General features: G+C 45.3%; 25 protein-coding genes, 1 tRNA gene and 1 riboswitch. Of the genes, 1 reads left to right on the plus strand and 25 read right to left on the minus strand.

The window, feature by feature from the left end:
• Window positions 1–54: 54 nt before the first annotated feature.
• The 12 genes from NSU05_RS14150 to sdhC all read right to left on the minus strand — a co-directional run bounded on the left by NSU05_RS14150 (window position 55) and on the right by sdhC (window position 8,968).
• A tRNA-Arg gene (locus NSU05_RS14150) sits at window positions 55–128 on the minus strand.
• Between the two features lie 122 nt (window positions 129–250).
• Complete coding sequence (locus tag NSU05_RS14155; protein WP_038429415.1) at window positions 251–760, minus strand: metallophosphoesterase; 510 nt, start codon at window positions 758–760, stop codon at window positions 251–253.
• A gap of 15 nt (window positions 761–775) precedes the next feature.
• Complete coding sequence (locus tag NSU05_RS14160; RefSeq protein WP_015251523.1) at window positions 776–1,372, minus strand: XTP/dITP diphosphatase; 597 nt, start codon at window positions 1,370–1,372, stop codon at window positions 776–778.
• Between the two features lie 12 nt (window positions 1,373–1,384).
• Window positions 1,385–2,122: a ribonuclease PH gene (gene rph / locus NSU05_RS14165; RefSeq protein WP_003246039.1), complete on the minus strand. Its 738-nt coding sequence runs from the start codon at window positions 2,120–2,122 to the stop codon at window positions 1,385–1,387.
• Between the two features lie 110 nt (window positions 2,123–2,232).
• A complete protein-coding gene (gene gerM / locus NSU05_RS14170; RefSeq protein WP_038429416.1) occupies window positions 2,233–3,333 on the minus strand; it encodes a spore germination protein GerM in 1,101 nt (366 codons plus the stop codon).
• Between the two features lie 114 nt (window positions 3,334–3,447).
• Window positions 3,448–4,266, minus strand: a complete 819-nt coding sequence (gene racE / locus NSU05_RS14175; protein WP_080529637.1) for a glutamate racemase — start codon at window positions 4,264–4,266, stop codon at window positions 3,448–3,450.
• A gap of 7 nt (window positions 4,267–4,273) precedes the next feature.
• Window positions 4,274–4,714 carry a MarR family transcriptional regulator gene (locus tag NSU05_RS14180; protein WP_003229573.1) on the minus strand — a complete coding sequence of 147 codons (441 nt, stop codon included), beginning with the start codon at window positions 4,712–4,714 and terminating at the stop codon, window positions 4,274–4,276.
• A gap of 243 nt (window positions 4,715–4,957) precedes the next feature.
• Window positions 4,958–5,182, minus strand: coding sequence for a spore germination transcription factor GerE (gene gerE, locus NSU05_RS14185; protein WP_003184172.1), 225 nt, complete (start codon window positions 5,180–5,182; stop codon window positions 4,958–4,960).
• A 115-nt stretch (window positions 5,183–5,297) separates the two neighbouring features.
• Window positions 5,298–5,741 (minus strand): thioesterase family protein, encoded by a 444-nt coding sequence (locus tag NSU05_RS14190; RefSeq protein WP_038429418.1) that lies wholly within the window; start codon window positions 5,739–5,741, stop codon window positions 5,298–5,300.
• A 60-nt stretch (window positions 5,742–5,801) separates the two neighbouring features.
• On the minus strand, window positions 5,802–6,563 hold the full coding sequence (sdhB, locus tag NSU05_RS14195) for a succinate dehydrogenase iron-sulfur subunit (protein WP_003229569.1): 762 nt from the start codon (window positions 6,561–6,563) through the stop codon (window positions 5,802–5,804).
• Window positions 6,564–6,565: 2 nt separating this feature from the next.
• The gene (gene sdhA, locus NSU05_RS14200; RefSeq protein ID WP_003229567.1) at window positions 6,566–8,326 is read right to left on the minus strand and encodes a succinate dehydrogenase flavoprotein subunit; all 1,761 of its coding nucleotides are present in this window, start codon (window positions 8,324–8,326) and stop codon (window positions 6,566–6,568) included.
• Window positions 8,327–8,359: 33 nt separating this feature from the next.
• Complete coding sequence (sdhC, locus tag NSU05_RS14205; RefSeq protein WP_003222512.1) at window positions 8,360–8,968, minus strand: succinate dehydrogenase cytochrome B558; 609 nt, start codon at window positions 8,966–8,968, stop codon at window positions 8,360–8,362.
• Between the two features lie 292 nt (window positions 8,969–9,260).
• Between sdhC and NSU05_RS14210 the strand changes: the two genes are divergently transcribed.
• A complete protein-coding gene (locus NSU05_RS14210; protein WP_003222508.1) occupies window positions 9,261–9,707 on the plus strand; it encodes a YslB family protein in 447 nt (148 codons plus the stop codon).
• A gap of 43 nt (window positions 9,708–9,750) precedes the next feature.
• Here the strand turns inward: NSU05_RS14210 and NSU05_RS14215 are convergent, their stop codons facing one another.
• From NSU05_RS14215 to NSU05_RS14275, 13 genes are all read right to left on the minus strand, one after another.
• Complete coding sequence (locus NSU05_RS14215) at window positions 9,751–10,977, minus strand: aspartate kinase (protein ID WP_003229564.1); 1,227 nt, start codon at window positions 10,975–10,977, stop codon at window positions 9,751–9,753.
• Window positions 10,978–11,102: 125 nt separating this feature from the next.
• Window positions 11,103–11,282: riboswitch (Lysine riboswitch) on the minus strand.
• 64 nt (window positions 11,283–11,346) lie between these two features.
• On the minus strand, window positions 11,347–13,119 hold the full coding sequence (gene uvrC, locus NSU05_RS14220; protein WP_038429419.1) for an excinuclease ABC subunit UvrC: 1,773 nt from the start codon (window positions 13,117–13,119) through the stop codon (window positions 11,347–11,349).
• Window positions 13,120–13,254: 135 nt separating this feature from the next.
• Window positions 13,255–13,569 carry a thioredoxin gene (trxA, locus tag NSU05_RS14225; protein ID WP_003222500.1) on the minus strand — a complete coding sequence of 105 codons (315 nt, stop codon included), beginning with the start codon at window positions 13,567–13,569 and terminating at the stop codon, window positions 13,255–13,257.
• Window positions 13,570–13,891: 322 nt separating this feature from the next.
• Complete coding sequence (abfB, locus tag NSU05_RS14230) at window positions 13,892–15,379, minus strand: alpha-L-arabinofuranosidase AbfB (RefSeq protein WP_015483534.1); 1,488 nt, start codon at window positions 15,377–15,379, stop codon at window positions 13,892–13,894.
• A 213-nt stretch (window positions 15,380–15,592) separates the two neighbouring features.
• Window positions 15,593–16,570, minus strand: a complete 978-nt coding sequence (gene etfA / locus NSU05_RS14235) for an electron transfer flavoprotein subunit alpha (protein WP_038429420.1) — start codon at window positions 16,568–16,570, stop codon at window positions 15,593–15,595.
• Between the two features lie 35 nt (window positions 16,571–16,605).
• Window positions 16,606–17,379, minus strand: a complete 774-nt coding sequence (gene etfB, locus NSU05_RS14240; protein ID WP_038429421.1) for an electron transfer flavoprotein subunit beta — start codon at window positions 17,377–17,379, stop codon at window positions 16,606–16,608.
• A 14-nt stretch (window positions 17,380–17,393) separates the two neighbouring features.
• Window positions 17,394–18,170, minus strand: coding sequence for an enoyl-CoA hydratase (locus NSU05_RS14245; protein ID WP_038429422.1), 777 nt, complete (start codon window positions 18,168–18,170; stop codon window positions 17,394–17,396).
• Window positions 18,171–18,184: 14 nt separating this feature from the next.
• Window positions 18,185–18,769, minus strand: a complete 585-nt coding sequence (gene fadR / locus NSU05_RS14250; protein ID WP_038429423.1) for a fatty acid metabolism transcriptional regulator FadR — start codon at window positions 18,767–18,769, stop codon at window positions 18,185–18,187.
• 104 nt (window positions 18,770–18,873) lie between these two features.
• Entirely contained in the window at window positions 18,874–20,556 is a 1,683-nt protein-coding gene (lcfA, locus tag NSU05_RS14255; RefSeq protein WP_038429424.1) for a long-chain-fatty-acid--CoA ligase LcfA, read from the minus strand.
• Between the two features lie 188 nt (window positions 20,557–20,744).
• Complete coding sequence (locus NSU05_RS14260; RefSeq protein WP_003237674.1) at window positions 20,745–21,149, minus strand: DUF350 domain-containing protein; 405 nt, start codon at window positions 21,147–21,149, stop codon at window positions 20,745–20,747.
• A 14-nt stretch (window positions 21,150–21,163) separates the two neighbouring features.
• On the minus strand, window positions 21,164–23,521 hold the full coding sequence (locus NSU05_RS14265; protein WP_015714480.1) for an endonuclease MutS2: 2,358 nt from the start codon (window positions 23,519–23,521) through the stop codon (window positions 21,164–21,166).
• Between the two features lie 20 nt (window positions 23,522–23,541).
• Entirely contained in the window at window positions 23,542–25,254 is a 1,713-nt protein-coding gene (polX, locus tag NSU05_RS14270) for a DNA polymerase/3'-5' exonuclease PolX (protein ID WP_038429425.1), read from the minus strand.
• A gap of 73 nt (window positions 25,255–25,327) precedes the next feature.
• Entirely contained in the window at window positions 25,328–25,861 is a 534-nt protein-coding gene (locus tag NSU05_RS14275; RefSeq protein ID WP_003229537.1) for a CvpA family protein, read from the minus strand.
• Between the last annotated feature and the right edge of the window lie 2 nt (window positions 25,862–25,863).

A 25,863-nucleotide genomic window follows, 5' to 3' on the forward strand; every position in this document is an offset into this window, starting at 1 on the left:
AGACGACAACAAAAACCTCAAATCCATTTAGGATTTGAGGTTTTTCTTTTGGTACGTCCCAGGAGAGATTCGAACTCCCGACCGACGGCTTAGAAGGCCGTTGCTCTATCCAGCTGAGCTACTGGGACACGTTTTGTTTTTTGTTTTAACTATCAGCGACAAGATTTATTATATATGGGATGCAACAATAAGTCAACGGTTTTTTAGAATTTTTTTCATGAGGAAGAAAATTTTCTTCCTCATGACATTTTCATAGTGTGACTCGATTTTGCAGATCCTTAATTTCATTGCCTGCTTGGTCGTAAAAACGGACTGTCGCAGCATCATTTTCTAATGTCAGTATAGCATAGCTTTCTGTCCTGCGCACCCTCGGAAGCCGGATGCTGCCTGGGTTAATCATCAGTTTTTCGCGCAGCACTTCGCTGCCCGCGATGTGCGAATGCCCGAAGCAGATAACATCCGCTCCGAGCTCCTCTGCACGATAGTATACGTTTAACAAGGTCTGTTTTATACCGTGAAGGTGGCCGTGTGTGACCAGTATTTTTCTTGAGCCGGCAGTCAGAAGAAGCTCGTCCTTAAAATCGCCGGCAAAATCGCAATTGCCTTTTACAACCGCATAAGGCTCCAATGCAGGATGCCTCGTTTCAAGCTCAGAGTCCCCGCAATGAATCATGAGATCAACTTCTGCCTCATGCCGTTTCGCAATGGTTTGGAGTTCTTCTTCAAGCCCATGGCTGTCACTGATAATCAGCACGTTCATGTACAAGCTTCCTCCTTATGCCTCCAAAAGCTTAGACAGCTTTTTAAGCGCGTCAGCCCTATGGCTGATTTTATTTTTTTCATCACTTGTCAGTTCAGCCATTGTCTTATCTTTATCTTTCACGATAAAAATTGGGTCATAGCCAAAGCCATATTCTCCTCTCGGTTCTTCAGCAATATACCCTTCAACATGGCCTTCGACTGTTTTTGTTTCCTCTCCGGGAATACTCACGGCCAGTGCGCAGCGGAAACGGGCGGTGCGCTGTTCTTTTTCGATACCTTTCAGCTCGCTGAGCACTTTTTCGATATTTGCCTGGTCGTCTTTCTGTTCCCCTGCATAGCGGGCTGAATAAACCCCGGGTCTGCCGCCAAGATTATCGATGGATAGACCGGAGTCGTCCGCAATCACCATTTTGTTCACTGCTTTGGCAACAGCTTCCGCTTTCAGAATGGCATTTTCTTCAAATGTATGGCCTGTTTCTTCAATTTCTTCTGTGAATCCAATTTCAGCTAAAGATTTGACATCATAGCCTCTTGGCTCAAGAATTTCTTTGAATTCCTTCACTTTTCCCGGATTATGTGTTGCAATAATTGCTTCTTTCATGATGATCAAGCCTTTCTGTCTTTATTTCAGTTCTGGCAGAGAATCACCCAGCACTTCTTTTTGCTTGTCAATCAGCTCTTGAATTCCTTTTTCCGCAAGACCCAGAAGACCGTTCAGATCCTCTCTTGAAAAAGTCGCCTCTTCCCCGGTTCCCTGCAGTTCCACAAAACGGCCGCTGCCTGTCATGATGACATTCATGTCAACTTCAGCGGAGGAATCTTCTTCATAATTTAAATCTAACAAAATTCCCTGTTCCTTATCAATTCCAACAGAGATTGCAGCAAGAAAATCAGTGATCGGATTTGTCTTGATTGTTCCTGCTTTGATCAGCTTGCCAATCGCAATCGCCATAGCAAGAAATGCGCCTGTAATGGAAGCTGTTCTAGTTCCTCCATCAGCTTGAATGACATCACAGTCAATCCAAATCGTCCGTTCACCGAGCTTTTCCAGATCTACAACAGCTCGAAGCGCGCGGCCGATCAGGCGTTGGATCTCCATTGTTCTGCCGGAAATTTTCCCCTTAGAAGATTCTCTGATTGTTCTTTGGTTTGTTGCCCGCGGCAGCATGCTGTACTCTGCTGTAATCCAGCCTTTCCCTCCGCCCCGCAAAAACGGCGGTACGCGGTCCTCAACAGACGCGTTGCAGATTACCTTAGTATTTCCCGCTGTTATTAGAACAGAACCTTCCGGATGGCTGATAAAATCCAGATCGAATGTGATTGGACGCAGCTCATCGTGTTGTCTTCCGTCATGTCTCATGTTTTACCTCCGATTGTATGTACATAAACCATTTTTGTCCCGGAATTGAATAAAGAAAGAGGCAGCCGGAACGCTAACCTCTTTCTTTCTAGTATATCAAAAATCCCAATTTAAAAACTACCCGTATTCACTTGAGATGGTCTGGAGACCGGTTCTGTGAGCTTTTCGCCTTTTTCATTTACAAGCTCTGATTTTCCGTTCACTTTAACAGAGACGCTTTTTACATCCGGCTGCTCCGTTAACGTCAGCACAATGCTGTTCAGCACTTCTGAAGAAATCATTTTCGTCTTCTCATCGGCGCTGCCGAATATAGATTGATTGAAATCCAACGTCACGCGCCCGTCTTTGATTTTCGGTTTGCTGACAAGCTTTATATCTTCACTGAAGTCTGTTAACAGCCCGCTCACCTTGCTTGGCCCTTTAGCCAATTCATTGATGGCTGCCGTGATGTCGTCTTTTTCCGAATTGTCGATTCGTTTGGTCACCGGCACGTAGTATTCACTGTCTTCGTTTTCCGCCAAGTAGTAGACTGTCAGCGGATGGGTAGCAGTGAGATCATTTACACCGGCTGTCTCCAAATTAATGCCGTCTTTGCGGCTTAAATCATCTGAGATCGGCGTCCCTCCTACAGGCATCTCCTTCAGTTCATGCCCGTTTATTCTCAGCTTCACTTTATCTATCGAACTAAATTGCGTCAGCGTCCACGTCACAGACTGAACGATTTTCTGTTCGTCTTCTTTCTTATAATTTTTGAACTCATTAGAGAAATCAGCTATCGCGGTTCCATCTTTTTTGATGTCAACGTTAACGGTGGTGTCAGCCGGCAATACAGCTCTGAAGCCATTCGGAAGAATTTCAGACACAGGCCCGCCCTGTACGAGGTATTCAAGCGCCTGCTTAGCCGTGCTCTCACTTTTAGGGAGAGGCAGCGTTTGCGCAACAACATACCCGTTTTTATCAATGAGATAAAGCTCCCTCATAACAGTAGATGAGGCTTGATCCGCTTTTGCGGTATCGCTTTTTTCACTTTCTGTTTTTTTGGCTGCTGTTGTATTTGAATTGGCACCCGCTTCATCGTTCACGAATGTAACGTCTTGAGGCGGATCAATTTCCTCGGCTGCCTTATCAGATTGAAACAAACCGCATCCGGATAAAAGCAAGGCAGAGGTGAGACAAGTGGCACCAATGACTGCAGGTCCTTTTTTCAGCATACTTTTCCCTCCTAAGGATGTTTGTACTATTATGTATACGAGCCTCTTTAGGAAATAGACCGAAGAATTCCGGCAAAACAGAAAAAAACCCGCAACATACCGTTGCGGGGAAAACTATCTTCTAATCGGTTCTTGCAGTGAGATGCATTCCACATGGCCCACCTCATGGCCAAACCAATCGTCTGCGATTTTCGCAAACTGATCACGCGCTCCTGTTGTCAAGAACTGATGATCAGGGGCATTCGCAGACTGGTTCAGCAGCCCTTTATACGAGAGAATCGTGCTGACTTCCCGGGCTGTTTCATCGCCGGACGAAATAATGTTAACGTGTTCTCCCATATATCTTTGAATGGCTTCTTTCAAAATGGGATAGTGGGTGCAGCCTAAAATCAGCGAATCAATCGATGTGTCTTTTAGCGGATACAGCGAGGTTTTGACAATCTCGTCTGCTGTTTTGTCGAGAAACTTCCCGCTTTCCACAAAAGGCACAAGTAGCGGGCAGGCAAGGTTTTCAACTCTCAGATCAGGATTTAATGCCAAAAGCGCTTCTTCGTACGCATTGCTCTTAATCGTATTCTCTGTGCCGATGACACCGATATGCTGATTATCCGTCACTTTTATCGCTGCTCTCGCACCAGGCTGGATCACTCCGACCACCGGTATACCGACGCTTCGCTGGATGTCATCCAATGCGATCGCTGTTGCTGTGTTACAGGCGATCACGAGCATTTTGATGTGGTGGTTTTCGAGTAAATAATTCGTCAGCTCCCACGTATATTGAAGCACCTCTTCTTCAGGGCGCGGCCCATAAGGACACCGTTTCGTATCCCCGACGTAGATAATATTTTCTTTAGGTAGCTGTCTCATGATTTCCTTCGCAACGGTTAAACCGCCAACCCCGGAATCAATGACTCCTATTGGTTGTTCCAACAAAATCGCCTCATTTTCTCTTCATTTCATGCTGCAGTTTCATCAAAGATTTTTCGAAGATGGCTATTTCTTCATCTGTAAACGATTCGAACATATCACGCAGATATTCCTGTCTTTTTGTAATGACCTCTTGGATAATCCGTTCTCCTTCAGGCAGCAGATGTATCCGGACAACACGTCTGTCCGCCGGGTCCTTGACCCGCTCAACAAGCTCATTTTTTTGCATGCGGTCGATTAAGTCCGTTGTCGTGCTGCATGCCAGATACATTTTGCCCGATAATTCACCGATTGTCATATCTCCTAATTCATAAAGCCATTGCAAGCCGACAAATTGCGGCGGCGTAATCGCATATTGATTAAGGATTTCTCGTCCTTTTTGCTTAATGATCGCGGCAATGTGGCGGAGTGACTTTTCAATATCCGCAACATGCTCCAAAGGTTTTGATGTCATTTGTCCATCCCTCACTCAAGGATCTCTTACGCACAAAAGCGTTCCGTGTCTATTTTCCTTCTTTTTTGAAGAAAATGCAAGACTCGCAGGAGAGAAATAGAGGACTTTAGTCAAACAACATCAAGAAATGAAATTTAATTTATGACTTGCCTACGTTTTGCACAGCATTCCAAATATGGTTTCGAATGTTCCAAACAAACAGCAATAACCGGCTCCTTCCAAAAGAAGGAATACCGGCAAGGATTAAAGCTCTAGCTCACCCATTCTAAGAAGCTCAACAACGGCTTGCGAACGCCCTTTCACACCCAATTTCTGCATGGCATTTGAAATATGGTTTCGAACGGTTTTCTCACTGATAAATAGCTCGCTTGCAATCTCCTTTGTTGTCTTATCTTGAACGAGCAATTCGAACACTTCTCTTTCTCTTTTCGTTAGCAGCGGCTTCGATTGAAATTCTTTCTCCTTCAAGTATTGTAACCCTCCTTGCTAAGGTGAGAGCGAATCAGAAACGAATGGGTTTTGATATAGTCGAGATATCATATGTAAGAAGGGCGCAGGAGGTGACGTTTACAAGATAATTAGTTTATCGTGTATGAAGAAGCGTTTCTTTCTCCTCCTCCGTCCAGCTGACAGCCTTGCCGCTTTCCTTTGAGACTTGAACCATCACGACTGCCCCGGTGAAGCAGGGTTCGCCTTCGAGGTTCTCTCCGAGATAGTGCAAGGTAAGAGATGAACTGCCGACTGCGCTTGTTTTCACATAGATGCGCAACTCTTCATAAGGCATGACTTGGCGCAAATAATCGCATTGCTGGCTTGCCACGACTGTCATGGTCTGTTTGTTTTCACTCATCATATTCAGCTTTTTAAAATAAGAAATCCGCGCCTCCTCAAAATATATAAAAGGGGTTACATTATTCATATGCCCAAACATGTCTGTCTCGGAAAATCTTACGGATACCTCATTGAAAAAAGAAAAGGATGTTTTCCATTCTTGAAACGGCATATCAATATAAGCGGGAAGCTTCATCTTTTTTCATCTCCTTATTGTTTAAAAAAACCTCTCCCATGCGGAAGAGGTTTTTTCTTCTTATACTCTGTCGCTTCCGAAGAAATTGCGGAACGCTTGTAAGTTTGTATCTCTATTCAAGGCTGCAATCGAAGTGGTAAGCGGAATCCCCTTCGGACAGGATTGAACACAGTTTTGCGAGTTGCCGCAATCTGCAAGGCCGCCTTCATCCATTAATGCTTCTAATCGTTCAGATTTATTCATGGCGCCTGTCGGATGCGCGTTAAACAGGCGGACTTGCGACATCGGTGCAGGCCCCATGAACTTCGATTTGCTGTTCACATTCGGGCAAGCTTCGAGGCAGACGCCGCATGTCATGCATTTTGATAATTCATATGCCCATTGACGGCGTTTTTCCGGCATTCTCGGCCCCGGTCCTAAATCGTACGTACCGTCAATCGGTATCCACGCTTTTACTTTTTTCAATGAATCAAACATTCTGCTGCGATCAACCTGCAAATCACGAACGACTGGGAATGTTTTCATTGGTTTTAAACGGATCGGCTGTTCAAGCTGGTCGATAAGCGCCGTGCAAGACTGGCGGGGCTTTCCGTTTATGACCATTGAACATGCGCCGCATACTTCCTCAAGACAGTTCATATCCCATGTGACAGGGGTTGTCTTCTCACCTTTGACATTAACCGGATTCCGGCGGATTTCCATCAGAGCGGAAATGACGTTCAGATTCGGGCGGTATGGAATCTCAAATTCTTCATCGTAAGGCGTGCTGTCGGCTGTATCTTGACGTGTGATAATAAATCGTATGGTTTTTTGTTCACTCATGATTATTTCGCCACCTTCTTCTTCGAGTAATCCCGTTTCCGAGGCGTTATCAGTGATACATCGACATCCTGATACTCAAATTCCGGCGCTTCATACGGGCTTACATGTTTAGCCATTGTTGTTTTGAGCCATTCGTCATCATTACGTTCAGGATAATCCGGTTTATAATGGGCGCCCCGGCTTTCATTACGGTTGTATGCGCCAAGGGTAATCACCCTCGCAAGCTGAAGCATGTTCGAGAACTGGCGTGTGAACATCGCTCCCTGGTTGCTCCATTTTGTCGTGTCATTGATGTTGATCTTTTTGAAGCGCTCCATTAACTCCTGAATTTTGTCATCCGTTTTCAAAAGCTTGTCATTATGGCGGACAACCGTTACGTTCGCCGTCATCCACTCACCGAGCTCTTTGTGAAGAACATAGGCATTTTCGGTTCCGTCCATACTCATAATATCAGCCCATTTTTCTTCTTCTTTCTTAACGTGAGCGTCGAATAAAGATGAAGACATGTCTTCCGCTGAAGATTCTAAGCCGTTTACATATTTCACCGCATTCGGACCGGCCACCATGCCTCCGTAAATCGCAGACAGCAGGGAGTTCGCTCCCAAGCGGTTGCCGCCGTGCATAGAATAATCACATTCCCCAGCCGCAAACAGTCCAGGGATGTTTGTCATTTGATCGTAATCTACCCATAAACCGCCCATAGAATAATGGACCGCCGGGAAGATTTTCATTGGGAGCTTACGCGGGTCGTCTCCCATGAATTTCTCATAAATCTCAATGATGCCGCCAAGCTTAATATCAAGCTCTTTCGGATCTTTATGAGACAGATCGAGATATACCATGTTTTCACCGTTAATGCCGAGCTTCTGGTTCACACACACATCAAATATTTCGCGTGTCGCAATATCACGCGGCACCAGGTTTCCGTATGCCGGATATTTTTCCTCCAGGAAATACCATGGTTTGCCGTCTTTATATGTCCACACGCGCCCGCCTTCACCACGCGCTGATTCACTCATCAGTCTTAATTTGTCATCGCCCGGTATGGCTGTCGGGTGGATTTGAATGAATTCTCCGTTTGCATAATACGCTCCCTGCTGATAAACGATTGATGCAGCAGATCCTGTATTAATCATGGAGTTCGTTGATTTTCCAAAGATGATTCCCGGTCCGCCCGTCGCCATAATGACAGCGTCTGAACGGAAGGATTCAATTTGCATGTTTGTCAGGTTTTGTGCAACAATTCCGCGGCAGGTTCTGTCATCATCTAAAACAGCGCCAAGGAATTCCCAGCCTTCGTATTTTGTGACCAGACCCGCAACTTCGTATCTGCGCACTTGCTCGTCCAGTGCGTAAAGCAGCTGCTGTCCCGTCGTCGCACCAGCATAAGCAGTTCTGTGGTGCTGTGTACCCCCGAATCGTCGGAAATCAAGCAGGCCTTCAGGCGTCCGGTTAAACATGACGCCCATCCGGTCTAATAAGTGGATGATCGAAGGCGCCGCTTCACACATCGCCTTGACCGGCGGCTGGTTGGCAAGAAAGTCTCCCCCGTATACCGTGTCATCAAAATGTTCCCACGGAGAGTCACCTTCCCCTTTTGTATTGACCGCTCCGTTTATGCCGCCTTGCGCACAAACCGAATGAGAACGTTTGACAGGAACGATGGAAAACAACTTAACCGCCATTCCTGATTCCGCTGCTTTAATTGTCGCCATGAGGCCGGCAAGACCCCCGCCGACTACGATAATGCTTGATTGACTCATGATAGCCCCTCTCCCTCTAGTAATCTAGTACTCTTAAACAAATGCAAAAATCGCTTTTAAGCCTACGTATGACAGTGCAACAAAAATAATCAGCGTAACGTATGTCGAAATTCTTTGAGAACGAGGCGTTACCGTGATGCCCCAAGTAACAGCGAAAGACCATAAACCGTTCGAGAAGTGGAAAATTGTTGATAAAACACCGACAATGTAAAAACCAAGCATAGCCGGAGAGCTCAAAATATTCGCCATCATGTCGAAATTGACCTCAGCGCCCATTTGTGCGGCAATGCGGGTTTCCCACACGTGCCAGCTGACAAAAATGAGGGTGATGATACCGGTTACACGCTGCAGGACGAATAGCCAGTTTCTCATGTAGCTGTATTGGCCTGCGTTATTTTTCGCAGTAAACGCTATGTACACACCATAAACTGCATGATAAATTAATGGTAAGAAGATAATAAAAATTTCCAAGGCATACCTGAAAGGCAGGCTATCCATAAAATGAGCAGCGCTATTGAATGCTTCAGCGCCCCTTGCGGCAAACTGGTTGACGACTAAATGCTGAATAAGAAAGATGCCGACCGGTATGACGCCAAGCAAGGAATGCAATCTTCGAAAATAAAACTCTCTGTTCCCAGACATTACTTTACCCCCTGTTTGATAAGTGCGAAATGTGCTAAATCTCTTCCCCCACTTCTTTCAATTGTAAGCACTTTATTAAGATTTATTGACAATTTCATTTTACTCCTCCCTCAAAAGGGCGTCAAGAAAACGCGTACATAAATTATAATTTTCCGAATTGATTAGTTGATTGAAAAATTTTATTTTATCAATATATATTTCTTGCTTAATTTTTCATAAGAATTACAGGATCATTCTGTAATCCTCCCCCCTGTTTAAGCTATAATATACGCAGGAGAGAGGGGAGACAGATATGAAGTCTAAATTTGAAGCATCTATTGACAACCTAAAAGAAATTGAAATGAACGCCTATGCCTACGAACTAATACGAGAGATCGTTCTCCCAGATATGCTTGGCCAAGATTACTCTTCCATGATGTATTGGGCAGGAAAACATCTCGCCCGTAAGTTTCCTCTTGAATCATGGGAGGAATTTCCGGCCTTCTTTGAAGAAGCGGGCTGGGGAACCCTCACCAACGTAAGCGCTAAAAAACAGGAGCTTGAATTTGAACTTGAAGGGCCGATCATTTCCAACCGGCTTAAACATCAGAAAGAACCTTGCTTTCAGCTGGAGGCTGGTTTTATCGCTGAACAAATTCAATTGATGAATGATCAGATTGCCGAATCATATGAACAAGTGAAAAAGAGAGCCGATAAAGTGGTTCTGACTGTGAAATGGGATATGAAAGACCCAGTGTAATCAAAAAGGCGGTGACTGCATAGTCCCGCCTTTTTGATTGTCATTACACAGCTGAAGGGTGTTTTGAAAGCTCAAATGCATCGTGAAGCGACTCGACTGCTTTCACCATGTCATTTTCGCTTACGACTGTTGACACTTTGATTTCAGATGTGCTGACCATTTTGATTAAAATGTTTTTTTGCGCCAGTACAGCAAACATTTCAGCCGCTACACCGGGATTTGAGACCATGCCGGATCCAACAATAGATACTTTAGCCAATTTGCTTTCTGTCTCGATTTTCTCAAATTCCAGCGCGTCTTTATACTCTTCAAGCACCGCAACGGTTTGGTCTGCATCTTCTGTTTTGACAGAGAAGGAAATTCCAGTCTTGTCCTCGGCCTGCGTTTGGATAATGATATCCACGTTTATGTTTCTTTTGGCAAGTGTTGTAAAAATAGTAGACAAAGTTGTCAGGCCGCTAGTCAGCCCGTAAATGGTTACTCTTGTGATTTGATCTTCAAATGCAATGCCTCTGACAATTAAATTCTGTTCCATGGATGATTCCTCCTCAATTAATGTTCCCGCTTCGGTTTCTGTACTTGAACGCACTTCTAACGGCACTTGGTAATTTTTCGCGAACTCAACTGCTCTCGGATGAAGAACACCGGCGCCTAAATTGGCAAGCTCAAGCATTTCATCGTATGAGATGCCCTCAAGTTTTCTCGCTGATTTCACATAGCGCGGATCGGTTGTAAACACGCCTGGCACGTCTGTGTATATGTCACATTTATCAGCTTTTAAAGCGGCAGCCAAAGCAACTGCTGTTGTATCTGAACCGCCCCGGCCCAATGTCGTAATTTCACAATCCTCTGTCATGCCTTGGAATCCTGCAACAATGACAATTTTTCCTTTTTCAAGCTGGTCTGCTAAAACAGAAGTGTCGATATCTGTAATTCTGGCGTTTCCGTGAATGGCCTCCGTACGGATTCCCGCCTGCCAGCCAGTATAAGACACAGCGTCATAGCCTTTTTCCTGCAATGCCATTGAAAGGAGTGAAATCGTGACCTGCTCGCCTGTCGCCAGCAGCATATCCATTTCGCGTTTGCTCGGCTGGTCAGAAATAGCTTTTGCAAGGCTGACCAATTCGTCAGTGGATTTTCCCATTGCTGAAACGACGACAACGACTTGATGGCCTTTCTGTTTTTCTGCAATTGCGCGGTTTGCCGCATTTTGAATTTTTTCGACTGAGCCGACGGAAGTGCCTCCGAATTTTTGTACAATAAGACCCATGTATTACCACCCTTTACATTTTGGTTCGTGCGGGTGAGGAGAAAGAGCGCTTTGTCCACAATAAAAAAAGCAATGAGAGGAATACTCTCATTGCTTATCAATTAATCATCATAAATGATTATGAACAACGAGATAGCCCTCCAAGAAAATGATTTCTTGACAGCCTTACATTTATTCAATGCACGGCCAGCAAATAATACCGATGGGGTTTTATTTGCTTCGGCGACGCTCCCCTTTCAGCCTTTTTCACAGAATCCATCTTTCTCCAAAGGCATACTCTTGAAGTTCGCACCTCTATCTTCACCATATAACACGATCTAACTATGAAATTAGTTCACATTTTATCAGATCTTATTTAAAAGGACAACATTATTTTTGCAATTTGTCGTAAAGGAGCTGAGCCGCCGCTGTGGGAACACCGGCTTTTTTGATGTCCTCAAGGCTTGCTTCCTTCATTTTTTTAACGGAACCGAAATGCTTTAACAGCATTTTCTTTCTTTTCTCTCCGATACCCGGGATGTCGTCCAAAACGGATTGAAACGCGCTTTTTCCGCGGATTTGCCTGTGAAAACTGATTGCAAAACGGTGCACCTCGTCTTGAATGCGCTGCAGGAGGTAAAATTCCTGGCTGTTTCGTTCCAGATACACTACCTCCAGCGGCTCACCGATCAGTAAATTTGAGGTTCTGTGTTTTTCATCTTTCGCTAAACCGGCGATCGGGATATCCAAGCCGAGTTCATTTTCAATGACATCCCTTGCTGCGTTGATCTGCCCTTTTCCTCCGTCAATGATAATCAGATCGGGCAGCGGCAGATTCTCACGAAGCACTCTCGTATAGCGTCTTCTGACAACCTCTCTCATAGAACCGTAATCATCCGGCCCTCTAACAGTTTTGATTTTATATTTGCGGTATTCCTTTTTGTATGGTTTGCCATCGATAAACACAATCATCGCGGAAACCGGGTTTGTCCCCTGTATGTTTGAGTTGTCAAACGCTTCAATTCTGTGCGGCGTATAAATATTTAATGCCTCACCTAGTTTCTGCACTGCCCCGATTGAACGCTCCTCGTCCCGTTCGATTAAAGAGAATTTTTCTTTCAATGCGATTTTCGCATTTTTATGGGCAAGCATGAGCAGTTCTTTTTTCGGGCCTTTCTTCGGCTGGTGAACGTTTGTTTCCAGCAGCTGCTCGATCATGGATTGATCTACGCTGTCCGGAACTAAAATCTCCTTCGGAAGGAAGTGGTTGTTTTTTGTATAGAACTGCCCGATGAACGTGAGGAACTCTTCATCTGCTTCCTGATAAAGCGGGAACATGCTGACATCGCGTTCAATGAGCTTCCCTTGGCGGATGAAAAAGACCTGCACGCACATCCAGCCCTTATCGTACGCATACGCGAATACATCACGGTCGACTAGATCGTTCATCGTCATTTTTTGTTTTTCCATCGTTGATTCAATATGGGCAATTTGGTCACGAAGCTCTTTTGCTCGTTCAAACTCAAGATTCTCAGCAGCTTCATGCATTTTCTCTTCAAGATCTTTTTTGACCTCATTATATCCGCCCCTTAAGAAACGTGTAATGCTTTCAACCAGCTCTCTGTTCGTCTCTTCGGAAATATCCTTTACGCACGGAGCGAGGCATTGGCCCAGATGATAGTAAAGGCACACTCTGTCCGGGAGCTTGGAGCATTTTCTGAGAGGATACAGACGGTCGAGCAGTTTTTTTGTTTCCCTTGCTGCCTGTACATTCGGATACGGCCCGAAATAGCGCCCTTTGTCTTTTTTGACATTGCGGGTGACAATCAGCCTTGGGTGGCGTTCATGGGTGAGTTTTATGAAAGGATAGGTTTTGTCGTCTTTGAGCATGACGTTGTATTTCGGATCATGCTTTTTGATCAGATTCATTTCTAAAATAAGCGCTTCAAGATTGGAGGACGTCACGATATATTCAAAATCCTCGATTTCCGTCACAAGCCTTTGGGTTTTCGCGTCGTGAGAACCGGTGAAGTAGGAGCGCACTCTGTTTTTCAGCACTTTTGCTTTCCCTACGTAGATCACAGTCTGCTGCCGGTCCTTCATGAGATAACAACCCGGTTGATCAGGAAGGAGGGCGAGTTTTTCTTTCAGTTGTTTGTTCATATGTTACCCTTCCTTATGTTTAATCCTTTATTTCCAGTTTAACACGAACGTTTGTTTTTCTCTATGGTTCACAATTGGCGAATAAAAAAAGCGATCCCTCAATCGGAATCGCTCTGGCATGTAAGCAGCGGAAAATTAAAGATGTTTGTTTACAAGCTCTTGAAGCGCTTCTTTTGGTTTGAAGCCGACTGAAGTTTCAACTACTTCGCCGTCTTTTAACACAAGAAGAGTCGGGATGCTCATAACACCGTATTTTCCGGCAGTTTCTTGGTTTTCGTCTACATCGATTTTTACGATTTTCAGTTTGTCTCCCATTTCTTGATCCAATTCTTCAAGAACAGGTGCAATCATTTTACAAGGTCCGCACCAAGGAGCCCAGAAGTCTGCCAGTACGACGCCTTCGCTTGTTTCAGCTGAGAAAGATTGATCAGTTGCTTTTACGATAGCCATTATTGAATTCCTCCAATGTGAAATGATGATTTTTAGTATAGCATCTCCCATTCGTTCACGCTATTTTAATGCTTACAAATTATTTTTTCCTGATCACAGCCGGTTTACTCATTTTTATATGGTTGAATGGGATATGCTCTTTTTTTAAAACACAAATCTGATAATGGCCCCGATCACTACAATTGCCCCAATAATCATTAAAATGGTACGAAGCATAAGATCACATCTCCTCTTCACTGTCATGTACTTTACCATGCCCTGCCGGAGCTGTTTTAAAACCTGAAAAAGAGCGCCGGCATGAAGCTCCGGCGCTCTTGCGCGATTAAGAATCAGCACGCAGCGTAAGTAAGACGACTGACATTGGCGGGAGTTTTACTTTCAGTTTGTTTTTGCTGAGCGTGTATTGTCTGAAGGATTCCGGTTTGACATGATGAGGATCGTCAAACGTGTTATGCGCATTCATTTTTTCTGCCGTAAGAATGACTCCGGAATGGTCCGCTGCCTTGTGTAGGCCCCTCAGCTCGATTTCCGCCTCTGCTTTGTTTTGGTGATCGATGTTGCAAATTGTGATATTGATATCGCCTTCAGCTTGTTTCGACGCTGAAATGCTGATTTGCGGAAGCGTTTCACCGTTCCATTCATAGTCGGCAGACATTGTCTCTGTGGCTAAAAGAGAAGCGTCCTGGTGCACCTTAAACATATTGAATACATGGTACGTCGGTGTCAAAAGCATCCGCTCTCCCTCAGTCAAAATCATCGCTTGAAGAACATTTACTGTTTGGGCGATGTTGGCCATTTGCACCCGGCGGCAATGCTGATGGAAAATGTGGAAATGAGAAGCCGCCACCAGTGCATCACGAATGGTGTTTTGCTGATATAAGAAACCGGGATTCGTGCCTGGCTCGGGATCAAACCACGTGCCCCATTCATCAATAATCAGCCCGACCCGCTGCTCCGGATCGTACCGGTCCATAATCGTGCCGTGTTTTTGAATCAATTCATCGATGTATTTGGCTTTTTTCATCGTAATAAACCATTCATCTTCCGTGAATTCTGTGGCTGATCCTTTGCCCTTCCAGAAATCCCCCGGAATCGTGTAATAATGAAGACTCAACCCGTCCATCAGGCCAGCGGCTTTTTTCATAAGCACGTCCGTCCAATTAAAATCATCCACATTTGCGCCGCCTGCAATTTTATAAATGTCATTCCCGCTGTAATTGCGGACATAAGTCTGAAAACGCCGGTACAGATCTGCGTAGTATTCGGGATGCATGTTGCCGCCGCAGCCCCAGTTTTCATTGCCCACACCGAAATATTTCAGCTTCCAAGGCTCTTCTCTTCCATTTTGCTTTCTCCAGTCTGACATCGGCGTGCCTTCTTCAAATGTCATATACTCAATCCACTCCGCCATTTCCTGAACGGTTCCGCTTCCGACATTGCCGCAAATATATGGCTCGCATTCAAGCAGCTCGCAAAGCATCATAAATTCATGCGTTCCGAATTCATTTGATTCAATTGTACCGCCCCAGTGAGTGTTCAGCATTGTCTTACGGTCACCGACACCGTTTGCCCAATGGTATTCGTCCGCAAAACACCCGCCCGGCCACCTGAGGACAGGAATGTGCAGCTGTTTGAGCGCCTCCAGCACGTCCTTTCGTATCCCGTTGATATTGGGGATGTCTGAGTCCGTTCCGACCCAGATCCCCTCATAAATCCCTCTTCCTAAATGCTCGGCAAAATGACCGTATATATTTTTGTTAATGGTTCCTTTTACGATATCTGTTTGAATCACTGCTTGATGTTCAGACATGCCTCTGATCATTCCTTTCATACGGATATGAAAAGCACCACAGTCAAATATGTGATTTGTCTTTTGCCTGGGAGTCAGCATGAATGTAAGCGCTTTTAAAGTAACCATATTATATATGTTCGTACATGTCAACGACATTTTCTATATCATTTATATTTGTACGTATGTATTTACAGATATAAAAACCCGGACTTTTAAAGTCCGGGATTTCCTTTATGAGTGTATTTTCAACTGTTTGAATTCCTCAGTTAATAACGGGACAACTTCAAATAAATCACCGACGATGCCGTAATCCGCTATTTTAAAGATATCGGCTTCGGGGTCTTTATTGATGGCGACGATCACTTTGCTGTTTGACATGCCGGCCAAATGCTGGATGGCACCGGAAATGCCGCATGCAATGTACAAATCCGGAGTGACGACTTTCCCCGTCTGCCCGATTTGAAGAGCGTAATCGCAATAATCAGCGTCACATGCCCCGCGAGAAGCCCCGACTGCGGCCCCTAGCACCTCTGCAAGCTCCTGCAGAGGCTGAAATCCCTCCTTGCTTTTGACTCCTCGGCCGCCCGCAACGATAATTTTCGCTTCGGAGAGATCAACACCGTCCGCCGTTTTTTTCACGACCTCTTGAATCACGGTGCGAAGGTCAGTAAGAGAGACATTTATGCTTTCGATGCTTCCCGACCTGCTGGTGTCTTTTTCTGAAGCTTGAATGTTATTGGGGCGAATTGTTGCAAAGATCATCGGATCGGTTGAAATGACACGTTCAAAAGCTTTCCCCGAGTAAATCGGCCGTGTGAACACAACATTTCCTCCGGTAACGCTTACATCTATAGCATCAGAAATTAAGCCTGTTTGCAGCCGGGCAGCAAGCTTCGGTGAAAGATCCTTGCCCATTGCCGTATGCCCGAAGATGACTGAATCAGGATTTTCTTGCTCGATAACACCTCTCATGACCTGGCTGTACCCGTCTGCCGTGTATGTTTTCAGCTTCGGGTCCTCAGCGGTAAGAACTTTATCTGCTCCGTAATGAATAAGCTCTTGTGCAATGCTTTGTACATTTTCACCGATGAGAACACCGATGACTTCCCCATCTCCTGAAATGGTTCTTCCTGCAGCTATTGCTTCAAAGGTGACATTTCGCAATTCCCCATCGCGTATTTCTCCAAGCACGATCACTTTTTTTCCCATTCTAACATCCCCCTGTTTCTTTGAATGTCCAAGTTTTAAATGACTTTAGCTTCGCTGCGGAGCAATGAGACAAGCTCTTTTGCCTGTTCGGCAGGCTCACCTTGGAGAAGCTTCCCGGCTTCTTTTTTCGGCGGCAGAAAACGTTCAATGGTTTTCAGCTTTGGTTCAGCATCCTCTTCGTCCAGGTCAAGATCATCAAGTTCAAGCTCTTCAAGCGGCTTTTTCTTAGCCTTCATAATTCCCGGAAGCGATGGATAGCGCGGCTCGTTTAAGCCCTGCTGAGCTGTGACAAGCAATGGGAGCGTCGTTTTGATTTTTTCAACATCCCCTTCGACGTCCCTTTCTGCTTCTGCATCAGTGCCGTTGATTTCGAGTTTGGTGATCGTAGTGATACACGGAATGTCCAGTAGCTCGGCAAGCCGAGGCGCCACTTGTCCTGATCCTCCGTCAATGGCAACATTTCCGCCGAGAATCAAATCAAACTCCTGATCTTTCATATAGTGGTATAAAACTTGAGAAATGGAATATTGGTCGGGTTCTTCAAGATCATCTTCTATGTTGATTAAAACAGCTTGGTCACAACCCATGGCAAGCGCCGTACGCAATTCTTTCTCCGCTTCTTCACCGCCGACCGTGACGGCGGTGATCGTGCCGCTATGCTTTTCCTTCAGCTGGATGGCTTCTTCTATCGCGTACTCATCATATGGATTAATGATCCATTCCGCTCCGTCATCCTGAATCTTTCCTGTTTCAATGACGATTTTTTCTTCTGTGTCAAACGTCCGTTTCATCAGTACAAATAGATTCATGATCATATCCCCTTTTATTCGCCTTTGAACTGAGGCTTTCTTTTTTCGAGAAATGCCTGGATGCCTTCCTTGGCGTCCTCTGACTCAAATGCTTCCCCAAATCGCTTTGCTTCAAGCTTTAAGCTGCCTTCATAGGAATACACCTTGTTGGAATAAAGAAGCTCAAGCAAAGATGCCAGCGTTTGCGGGCTTTTCTCTGCAAACTTAGCGGCAAGTGCTTTTGCTTTTTCAATCACTTCTGCCTCATCTTTCGCTCCAATTGAGACAAGTCCGAGATCAAGCGCTTCTTTTCCGGATATTGGTTCTCCTGATCCGATGAGCTCTAATGCTTTGGCTGTACCGACATATCTCGGAAGGCGCTGTGTCCCCGCAAAACCCGGAATGATACCGAGATTAAGCTCCGGGAGCCCCAGCTTAGCATCTTCTGCCGCGATTCTGATGTGACAGGCCATCGCAAGCTCCAGCCCGCCTCCGAGAGCAGCGCCGTGAATCGCTGCGATAATCGGTTTTGGAAAGCTTTCGATTCTCTCCATTAACTGCTGGCCGCGCTCAGCGAGCAATGAGGAATCCTCATTGCCTTTAAACGATGTAAATTCTTTAATATCAGCGCCGGCTGAGAAAAATCTTCCCTCGCCGTGAATGATAATGCTTCGTACGCCTGCATCTGTCTCACATTGATCAAGACAGGAAGACAGCTCTTCTAATATCCGGCTTGAAAGCGCGTTTGCCGGCGGATTGTGAATCGTCAAGACTGCCACAAATTGATCAACCGCAAGTGAAATTGCATTCATAGGACAGAACTCCTTTACTTATTGTGAATTCCGGATACCAATAATTCTAAAACGCTGTTTGAAAGCGCAACGAGATCGTACTTTTGGTCATTCATCACCCAAGTTGTCACAGTTTCGTCAATCGTTCCAAAAATCATCTGCCGGGCGAGGCGGACGTCGAGGCCTTCTTTTAATTCGCCTGATTGTATACCTTCCGTCAAAATGCCATCCAAAATATTTAAGTAGCCTTTTAATATTTCGTTGATTTTTTGGCGCAGCTCCAAGTTGGATTGGCGGAGCTCAAGCTGCGTGACAATCGCGAGATTATGGTCACCCGCTAAAAGGGAAAAATGCTTTGAAATCACAAGCGCCAATTTCTCTTTCGCTGTTGCTTTTTCTTTAATGTCCTCTTCCATCCGCTCAATAAATTGACCCATTTTTTCTTTGAAAAGAGAAATTAAAATATCTTCTTTGTTTTTAAAATAGAGATAGATGGTGCCGTCCGCTACCCCGGCTTGTTTGGCAATTTTGGATACCTGTGACTGGTGGTAGCCGTTTTCTGCAATGACTTCTACTGCTGCATCAATAATCTGCATATACTTTGGCCGTTTTTGCTTCAATGTTCATCGTTCCTTCCTATAGAAATGAATGACTATTCATTCATAATTTCATGATAAGAAGGATTTTCAAGTTTGTCAAGTTTATTCATAGGCGTTCTCTTTTTTTATTTGATATGATGATTTTCGGTTTCCTCATCAAGTAAACGCCTTCTTAAAATTTTTCCCACCGCCGTTTTCGGCAGCTCTTTTCTGAACTCATAGGCTTTAGGCACCTTATAGGGAGCTAGACGTGATCTCGCAAAATCGTCCAGTTCTTCTGCATCGGCTTTTGCGCCTTTCTTTAATACGACAAATGCTTTTACTGTTTCTCCCCTGTAGGAATCGGGAACGCCTGCGACAACAATTTCCTGGATGGCTTCATGTTCATAAAGCGCTTCTTCTACCTCACGCGGGTAAATATTGTAACCGCCGGCAATGATGATATCCTTCTTCCTGTCAGCAATATAGAAAAAGCCTTCTTCATCCATATAGCCCATGTCCCCGGTGAACAGCCAGCCATCTCTCAGCACTGCGGCGGTTTCCTCTGGTTTATTCCAGTATCCTTTCATGACTTGCGGACCTTTTACAATGATTTCTCCATGCTCATACGGAGCGGCAAGCTCACCCGTCTCTTCAGAATAGATCGCGGCGTCCGTACTCGGCCAAGGACAGCCGATACTGCCCGGCTTGTTTTTTCCCCAGATAAAGTTGGCGTGCGTCACTGGGGATGCCTCAGACAAACCATAGCCTTCCACAAGCTTTCCGCCAGTCACCTTTTCAAATTTCTGCTTTACCTCCACGGGGAGCGCGGCTGATCCGCTAAGACAGCTTTTAATGGATGACAGATCATAATGCTGCAATTCGGGGTGATGCAAAAGGCCAATGTAAATTGTCGGTGCGCCAGGAAAGAGCGTCGGTTTGTGTTTGTCGATGATTTTCAGTGTTTCGAGCGGATCAAACTTAGGAAGAAGAATCATTTCGAAGCCTAGTTTAATCGAATAGTTCATGACTGCCGTCAGTCCGTAGACATGAAAAAACGGGACGATGCCCAGCACTTTTTCAGCGCCTTCTTTCACGTCATACATCCAAGCGGCGCACATTTCAGTATTTGCCAAAATATTTTGGTGCGTGAGCATGACCCCTTTTGGAGCTCCGGTTGTTCCTCCGGTATACTGGAGGACAGCGATATCATGCTCAGGATCAATCTTCGGGATTGTCAGGAGTTCAGTTTTTTCCTGCTTCATACTGGAAGCGAACGTGTGAATGTTAGCTGTTTTTTCAAAGTCGATATGCACTTTTTGTTTTTGCGTCAGCGGGTAAAGAATATTCTTCGGAAAAGGCAAATAGTCTTTTACGCTGGTTATCAAAATCTGGTCGACTATTGATAACGTTTTCATTTTTATTGCCTTCGGAAAAAGCAAATCTAAGGTGATGATTACACTTACCTGAGCATCTCTAAGCTGGTATTCAAGCTCATGCTCGGTATAAAGCGGATTCGTCTGCACCACGATGCCACCGGCAAACAAGACGCCATAATAAGAAATCACTGTTTGCGGGCAATTGGGCAGCATAACAGCCACTCTGTCTCCTTTTTGCAGGCCATTGCACTGCAAAAAAGCTGCAAGTTTAAGAGCATCCGTCAGAATGTCATGAAAGGTGAGTTTTTTTCCATAAAACGATATTGCGGTTTTATCAGGGAATCGTGCGGCGGAGTCTGTCAGGATGGATTGCAGGGTTTTATTCGGCAACGGAAGCTCATGCGGGATATCGTTGGGATACTCGGCAAGCCACGGCTTTTGAGACTGCATAAAACCTCCCCTTTCGATTTTAGAGATCCACCTTATCATTATAGCAGATGGACGGCAAAAAAAAGAAAAAGAAAGGTAAATCTTTCTTTTTCTCATAATATGAACAGATATATAAGACCAATTAACAAAAAGATTCCCGCTGCGGCGAGCAGTATTTTCGCAAGCTTTTCCATCTATTCTCCGTCCCCTTATATTCCGGCTGCCACCACAAAAGAAAGCCCGACAGAAATGACAAATGAAATAAAGCCGACAGCCCGGTTATCATTTTCGATTTCCTGATCAATTTTAAACCGCGGAGTCAAAAACTCAAAAATAAAGTAGCTGATCAGAAGCATAACAAACCCGTAAACGCCCCAGCCGATCATTTGCAGCAGCGAATTATGCTGGGAGATGGAATGCTGAAATACGTTTGCGATTCCCAAAATTTTTCCGCCGGTCGCCATTGCCACCGCAAGATTTCCTTTTTGAATCTCTTCCCAGTTTTTATAAGCCGTCACCAGCTCAAACACAGTCAAAAAGAGGACGAGGCAGAGAACCGCGACACTGTAATATGCCGCGATTTCCACAAGCTCGTTTTCCCAAAAATCACTCATGGCCATACTCCCTTTTATTTTAGTTCAACAACCGTAACGCCTGATCCTCCCTCACCTGCTTCACCGAAACGGGAACTTTTGACGCTGCGGTGGTTTTTCAGAAGATCCTGTACGCCTTTTCTTAAAGCGCCGGTTCCTTTTCCGTGGATGATTGACACTCTTGGATATCCGGCTAACACCGCATCATCCAAGTATTTTTCAACCCGGCTTAGGGCATTTTCATAGCGTTCGCCGCGGAGATCAAGTTCAAGCGATACGTGATAGTCCTTTCCCTTGACCGCTGTAATGATTTTTTCTTTTTTTGGCTCCGGAGCTGATTTGATAAACTCCAGATCTTTTTCTTTTACTTTCATCTTTAAAATACCGATTTGAACATTCCATTCATTGCCGCCTGTTTTTTCGAGCAATGTTCCTTTTTGCCCGAAAGTGAGGACTTTCACCTCGTCGCCAGGCTTAAAATCGCGTTTTTGCGTTTTCGGCTTTTCCGGTTTCTTGGACTTTTCAAAAGCAGGCATAGCGCCTTCTAACCGTTTCTTCGCGTTAATCAGCTCGTGATCCTTGAAGGATTTGTGTTCTTCTTTTATGGAGCGCAATTCATGAATAATGTCCTCGGCTTCTTTCATTGCCGCTTTTACTTTTTCAGCAGCCTGCTGTTCTGCCTCTTCAAGCATTTTGTCTTTTTTGCTGTTAAGCTCGATGATTTGCTGCTGCAGCTCTTTATGCAGTTTTTCCGCTTCTTTTCTGATTGATTCTGTCTCAGAAAGCTCTTCTTCCGCACGTTTTTTGCTTTGTTCCAGCGACGCAATCATCGTATCGACTTCGTTATGCTCGGCCGTCATTTCTGACTTCGCCTGCCCGATGATATGGTCCGGGAGCCCGAGGCGTTTTGAAATTTCGAAAGCATTGCTTCGACCCGGCACACCAATTAAAAGTTTATAGGTCGGTGACAGCGTTTCGATGTCAAATTCAACGCTGGCATTCATGACGCCTTCTCTGTTATAGCCGTACGCCTTCAATTCCGGATAATGCGTCGTAGCTAACACTCGTGCATTGGTGCGATGCACGTCATCCAAGATGCTCATGGCGAGGGCCGCCCCCTCCTGCGGATCTGTCCCTGCACCAAGTTCATCGAAAAGCACAAGGCTGTTTTCATTGACCTGTTCTAAAATGCCGACAATATTCACCATATGGGATGAGAACGTACTTAAACTTTGCTCAATCGACTGTTCATCACCGATATCAGCGAATACGTGCTCAAATACTGCCGCTTCTGACCCTTCATCTGCCGGGATATGAAGACCTGACTGCGCCATTAAGGTTAGCAGGCCTAACGTTTTAAGGGTGACTGTTTTCCCCCCGGTGTTTGGCCCTGTGATGACAATGGTTGAAAAATCGCGGCCAAGCTCGATGTCATTGGCAACAACCTGATCAGGCGGAAGCAATGGATGGCGGGCTTTTTTCAAACGGATAAAGCCGGTGTCGTTCATAATCGGTTTTGTCGCTTTAACCGCTTTTGCATATCTAGCTTTTGCAAAAATAAAGTCAAGCGTCTGCAGCACTTGCAAATCTAGAAATAGCTCCTCTGTATACTCTGCCGTTTTCTCTGTCAGCACACGCAAAATCCGTTCAATTTCTTGCTTTTCTTTCACTTTCGCCTGCTGAAGGGAATTGTTCATATCTACAATCGCCTGCGGTTCAATGAATAGTGTCGCACCAGAGGATGAGGTGTCGTGCACAATTCCTCCATAGCTGGATCTGTACTCCTGTTTGACCGGGATCACAAAGCGGTCATTCCGAATCGTAACAATCGTATCAGACAGCATTTTCGAAGCGGAAGAGGAACGCAGCATCGACTCTAACCGGTCTCTGACTCTTGATTCGAGTGTTCTGAGCTGTGTGCGGATTCCTCTTAATGTTTCCGATGCATGATCAAGCACTTCTCCGTGATCATCAATGCAGGAATTAATGTCCCGCTCTAAATCGGACAGCGTGATAAGCTGTTCAGCATGCTGATGGATCAGCGGAATGTCGACACCGTCTTCAGCCATTTGCGTGATAAAATGTTTCATTTGTTTAACTGCATAAAGCAGGCCTGAGATTTCAGTGAATTCAGAAGGACTGAGAACGCTGCCGATTTCCGCCCGTCTTAACGCTCCTCTGATATCTACAAGGCCGCCAAATGGCGCTTGGCCTCTCAGCCGGATAATGTCAGAAGCTTCGTCTACTTCATCCAGCTGTTTTTTGATTTCGTCTATAGAAGCAGAAGGCTTAAGCTCGAGAAGCATTTCTTTTCCGAGCGATGAAGCGGCATGCCCAATAACCTGTTCTTTCACTTTATGAAATTCAAGAGCTGATAATACTTTTTGCTGCACGATTGTGTGAGCCTCCTTACTTAATCGTTGCGCTTCAGAAATGCCTCTACGTCTTTAAGCGACCGGGCATTCAGAACGTTTTTCGTTTCCGTCCATCCTTTGCGCGCGGCAGTAACGCCAGTTTTCATATCGTCTAACATCTCAATATTATGGGCATCAGTATTAATCACCAATGTAACCCCTTGTTCGTTTGCTTTCATTAAATGCTCTGTGCGCAGATCAAGGCGCGCAGGGTTGGCGTTGAGTTCAAGCGCCGTATTTGTTTTCCTCGCAAGCTCAATCAGCTGATCAATATCGATTTCGTAACCGGCCCGTCTGCCGATAAGGCGCCCGGTCGGGTGTGCGATAATGTCAACATGCTTGTTTGTCAGTGCCGTCTCAAGCCGTTTCATAATCACGTGTTCCGGCTGATTAAAACTGGAATGAATCGATGCAATAACGATATCCATTTCCGCAAGCACATCGTCATCATAATCGAGCGTACCGTCAGGCAGGATATCCATCTCAACGCCTTTCAAAATACGGAAGTTTTCAAACTCCTCATTCAGCGCGTCAATTTCTTTTGCCTGCTGCTTAAGTCTTTCTGCAGTAAGCCCGTTGGCGACCTTTAAATATTGTGAGTGATCGGTGATCGCCATGTATTGATAGCCTTTTTTGATGCAGGCTTCAGCCATCTCTCTGATCGAAAATGCGCCATCGCTCCACGTTGAGTGCATGTGGAGATCACCTTTGATTTGCCCGGGCTCTATCAGTTCAATGCTGTCGCTGTAGGTTTCCACTTCCTGTCCGCTTTCACGAATTTCCGGCGGAATCAGCGGCAGGCCGAAGTGCGCATAAAATTCACGTTCACTCGGAAATGTTTTGATCTCTCCGGTTTCAACTGTCTCAACGCCGTATTCACTGATCCGCTCGCCGCGTTCTTTGGCGATTTGGCGCATCTTAATATTGTGATCCTTTGATCCCGTAAAATGATGGAGTGTTGTCGGAAACTGCTCTTCCGTCACAAGACGGAAATCGACGCTTGTTTCATATTCAAAGGAAAGGATGACGGACACCTTCGTATCTCCGCTTGCGATCACGCTTTTGATGTTTGGCAGCTCAAGAAGCTGCTCTCTTACTTCAGCCGGACGATCTGTAGCAATGATATAATCCAGATCCTTCACCGTTTCCCGCGCTCTGCGGAGACTTCCGGCACGAGAAAATTTGATGATATGCGTAAATTGAGAAAGATGCTCCTCAATTTCCCGCGCGATCCGGAGAGCGTATCCGATCGGGAACCGTTCAGGCTGTTTTCCGGCTTCCCCGAGCGCCTGTAATATTTTTTCTTCCGATTTTTTGCCGAAGCCCGCAAGACCCTGGACCTTTTGCTGCTCACAGGCTTCCTTCAGAGATTCTGCATCGTGTACGCCGAGCTCTTTATACAGCTTTGCGATTTTTTTGCCGCCGAGCCCTGGCAGCTTCAATAAAGGCACGAGTCCTTCCGGCACTTCTTTCTGCAGCGATTCGAGCGTGCTTGACTTTCCTTCATCTATATACTCTTTAATGACGCTGTACGTTCCTTTTCCAATGCCGGACAGCGACATCATATCGTCCATTTCTGATAAGCTTCGGTCGTCCTGTTCCAGAGCTGCCGCCGCTTTTCGGAAGGCGGATACTTTAAACGGGTTGTCCCCTTTGAGTTCCATATAGACTGCAATGGTTTCAAGCAGCCGGATAATATCTTTTTTATGCATATCATAACCCCCAGACGTTCACATATGTTTCCATCATACTTGAAAAAAACTTCTCCGGACAAGAGAAGTTTTTTTATGCCCCGTACTGTGTCCACAGCTCTTGTAAAAGCCCTGACAAGTATGGTGTATGGTTAATGATCACATTTGCGAGAGACGATTGCCCCATCATTTGCTGCAACGCATCTACCGGCAGAACGGATGCGACATACAGCAGCACAAATGTAAATAAATAGACTTCTAGAAAACCGAGAACGGCTCCCAGCATCTGGTTGATTTGTTTAATCACCGGAATGCCGGCTACAATACTCAGGAACGAGCCGATGATTCTCAGTAAGATTTTAGCAATGATAAATAAAACGATAAACGCAATCGCATTATAGTACGCTGCTTCCAAATTCCCCGTAAAAAAAGAAAGAGCCGGCTGTCCCGCTGAAAAATCGGGTGCGGGAATCCAATGTAAATGCGGTGCCACGTTTTTATAGAATAAAGCCGCAAAGGCAATTGATAAAATAAAGCTCGTCAAGCGGATAAACTGCAGGATAAAACCGCGTTTTAACCCCAGTAAAGTCCCCATCAGGAGCAAGATTAAGATGATGATATCTAGCATAG

Source organism: Bacillus sp. EU52, assembly GCF_037964975.1.
In the GTDB taxonomy this organism is placed as follows: Bacteria; Bacillota; Bacilli; order Bacillales; family Bacillaceae; genus Bacillus; species Bacillus subtilis.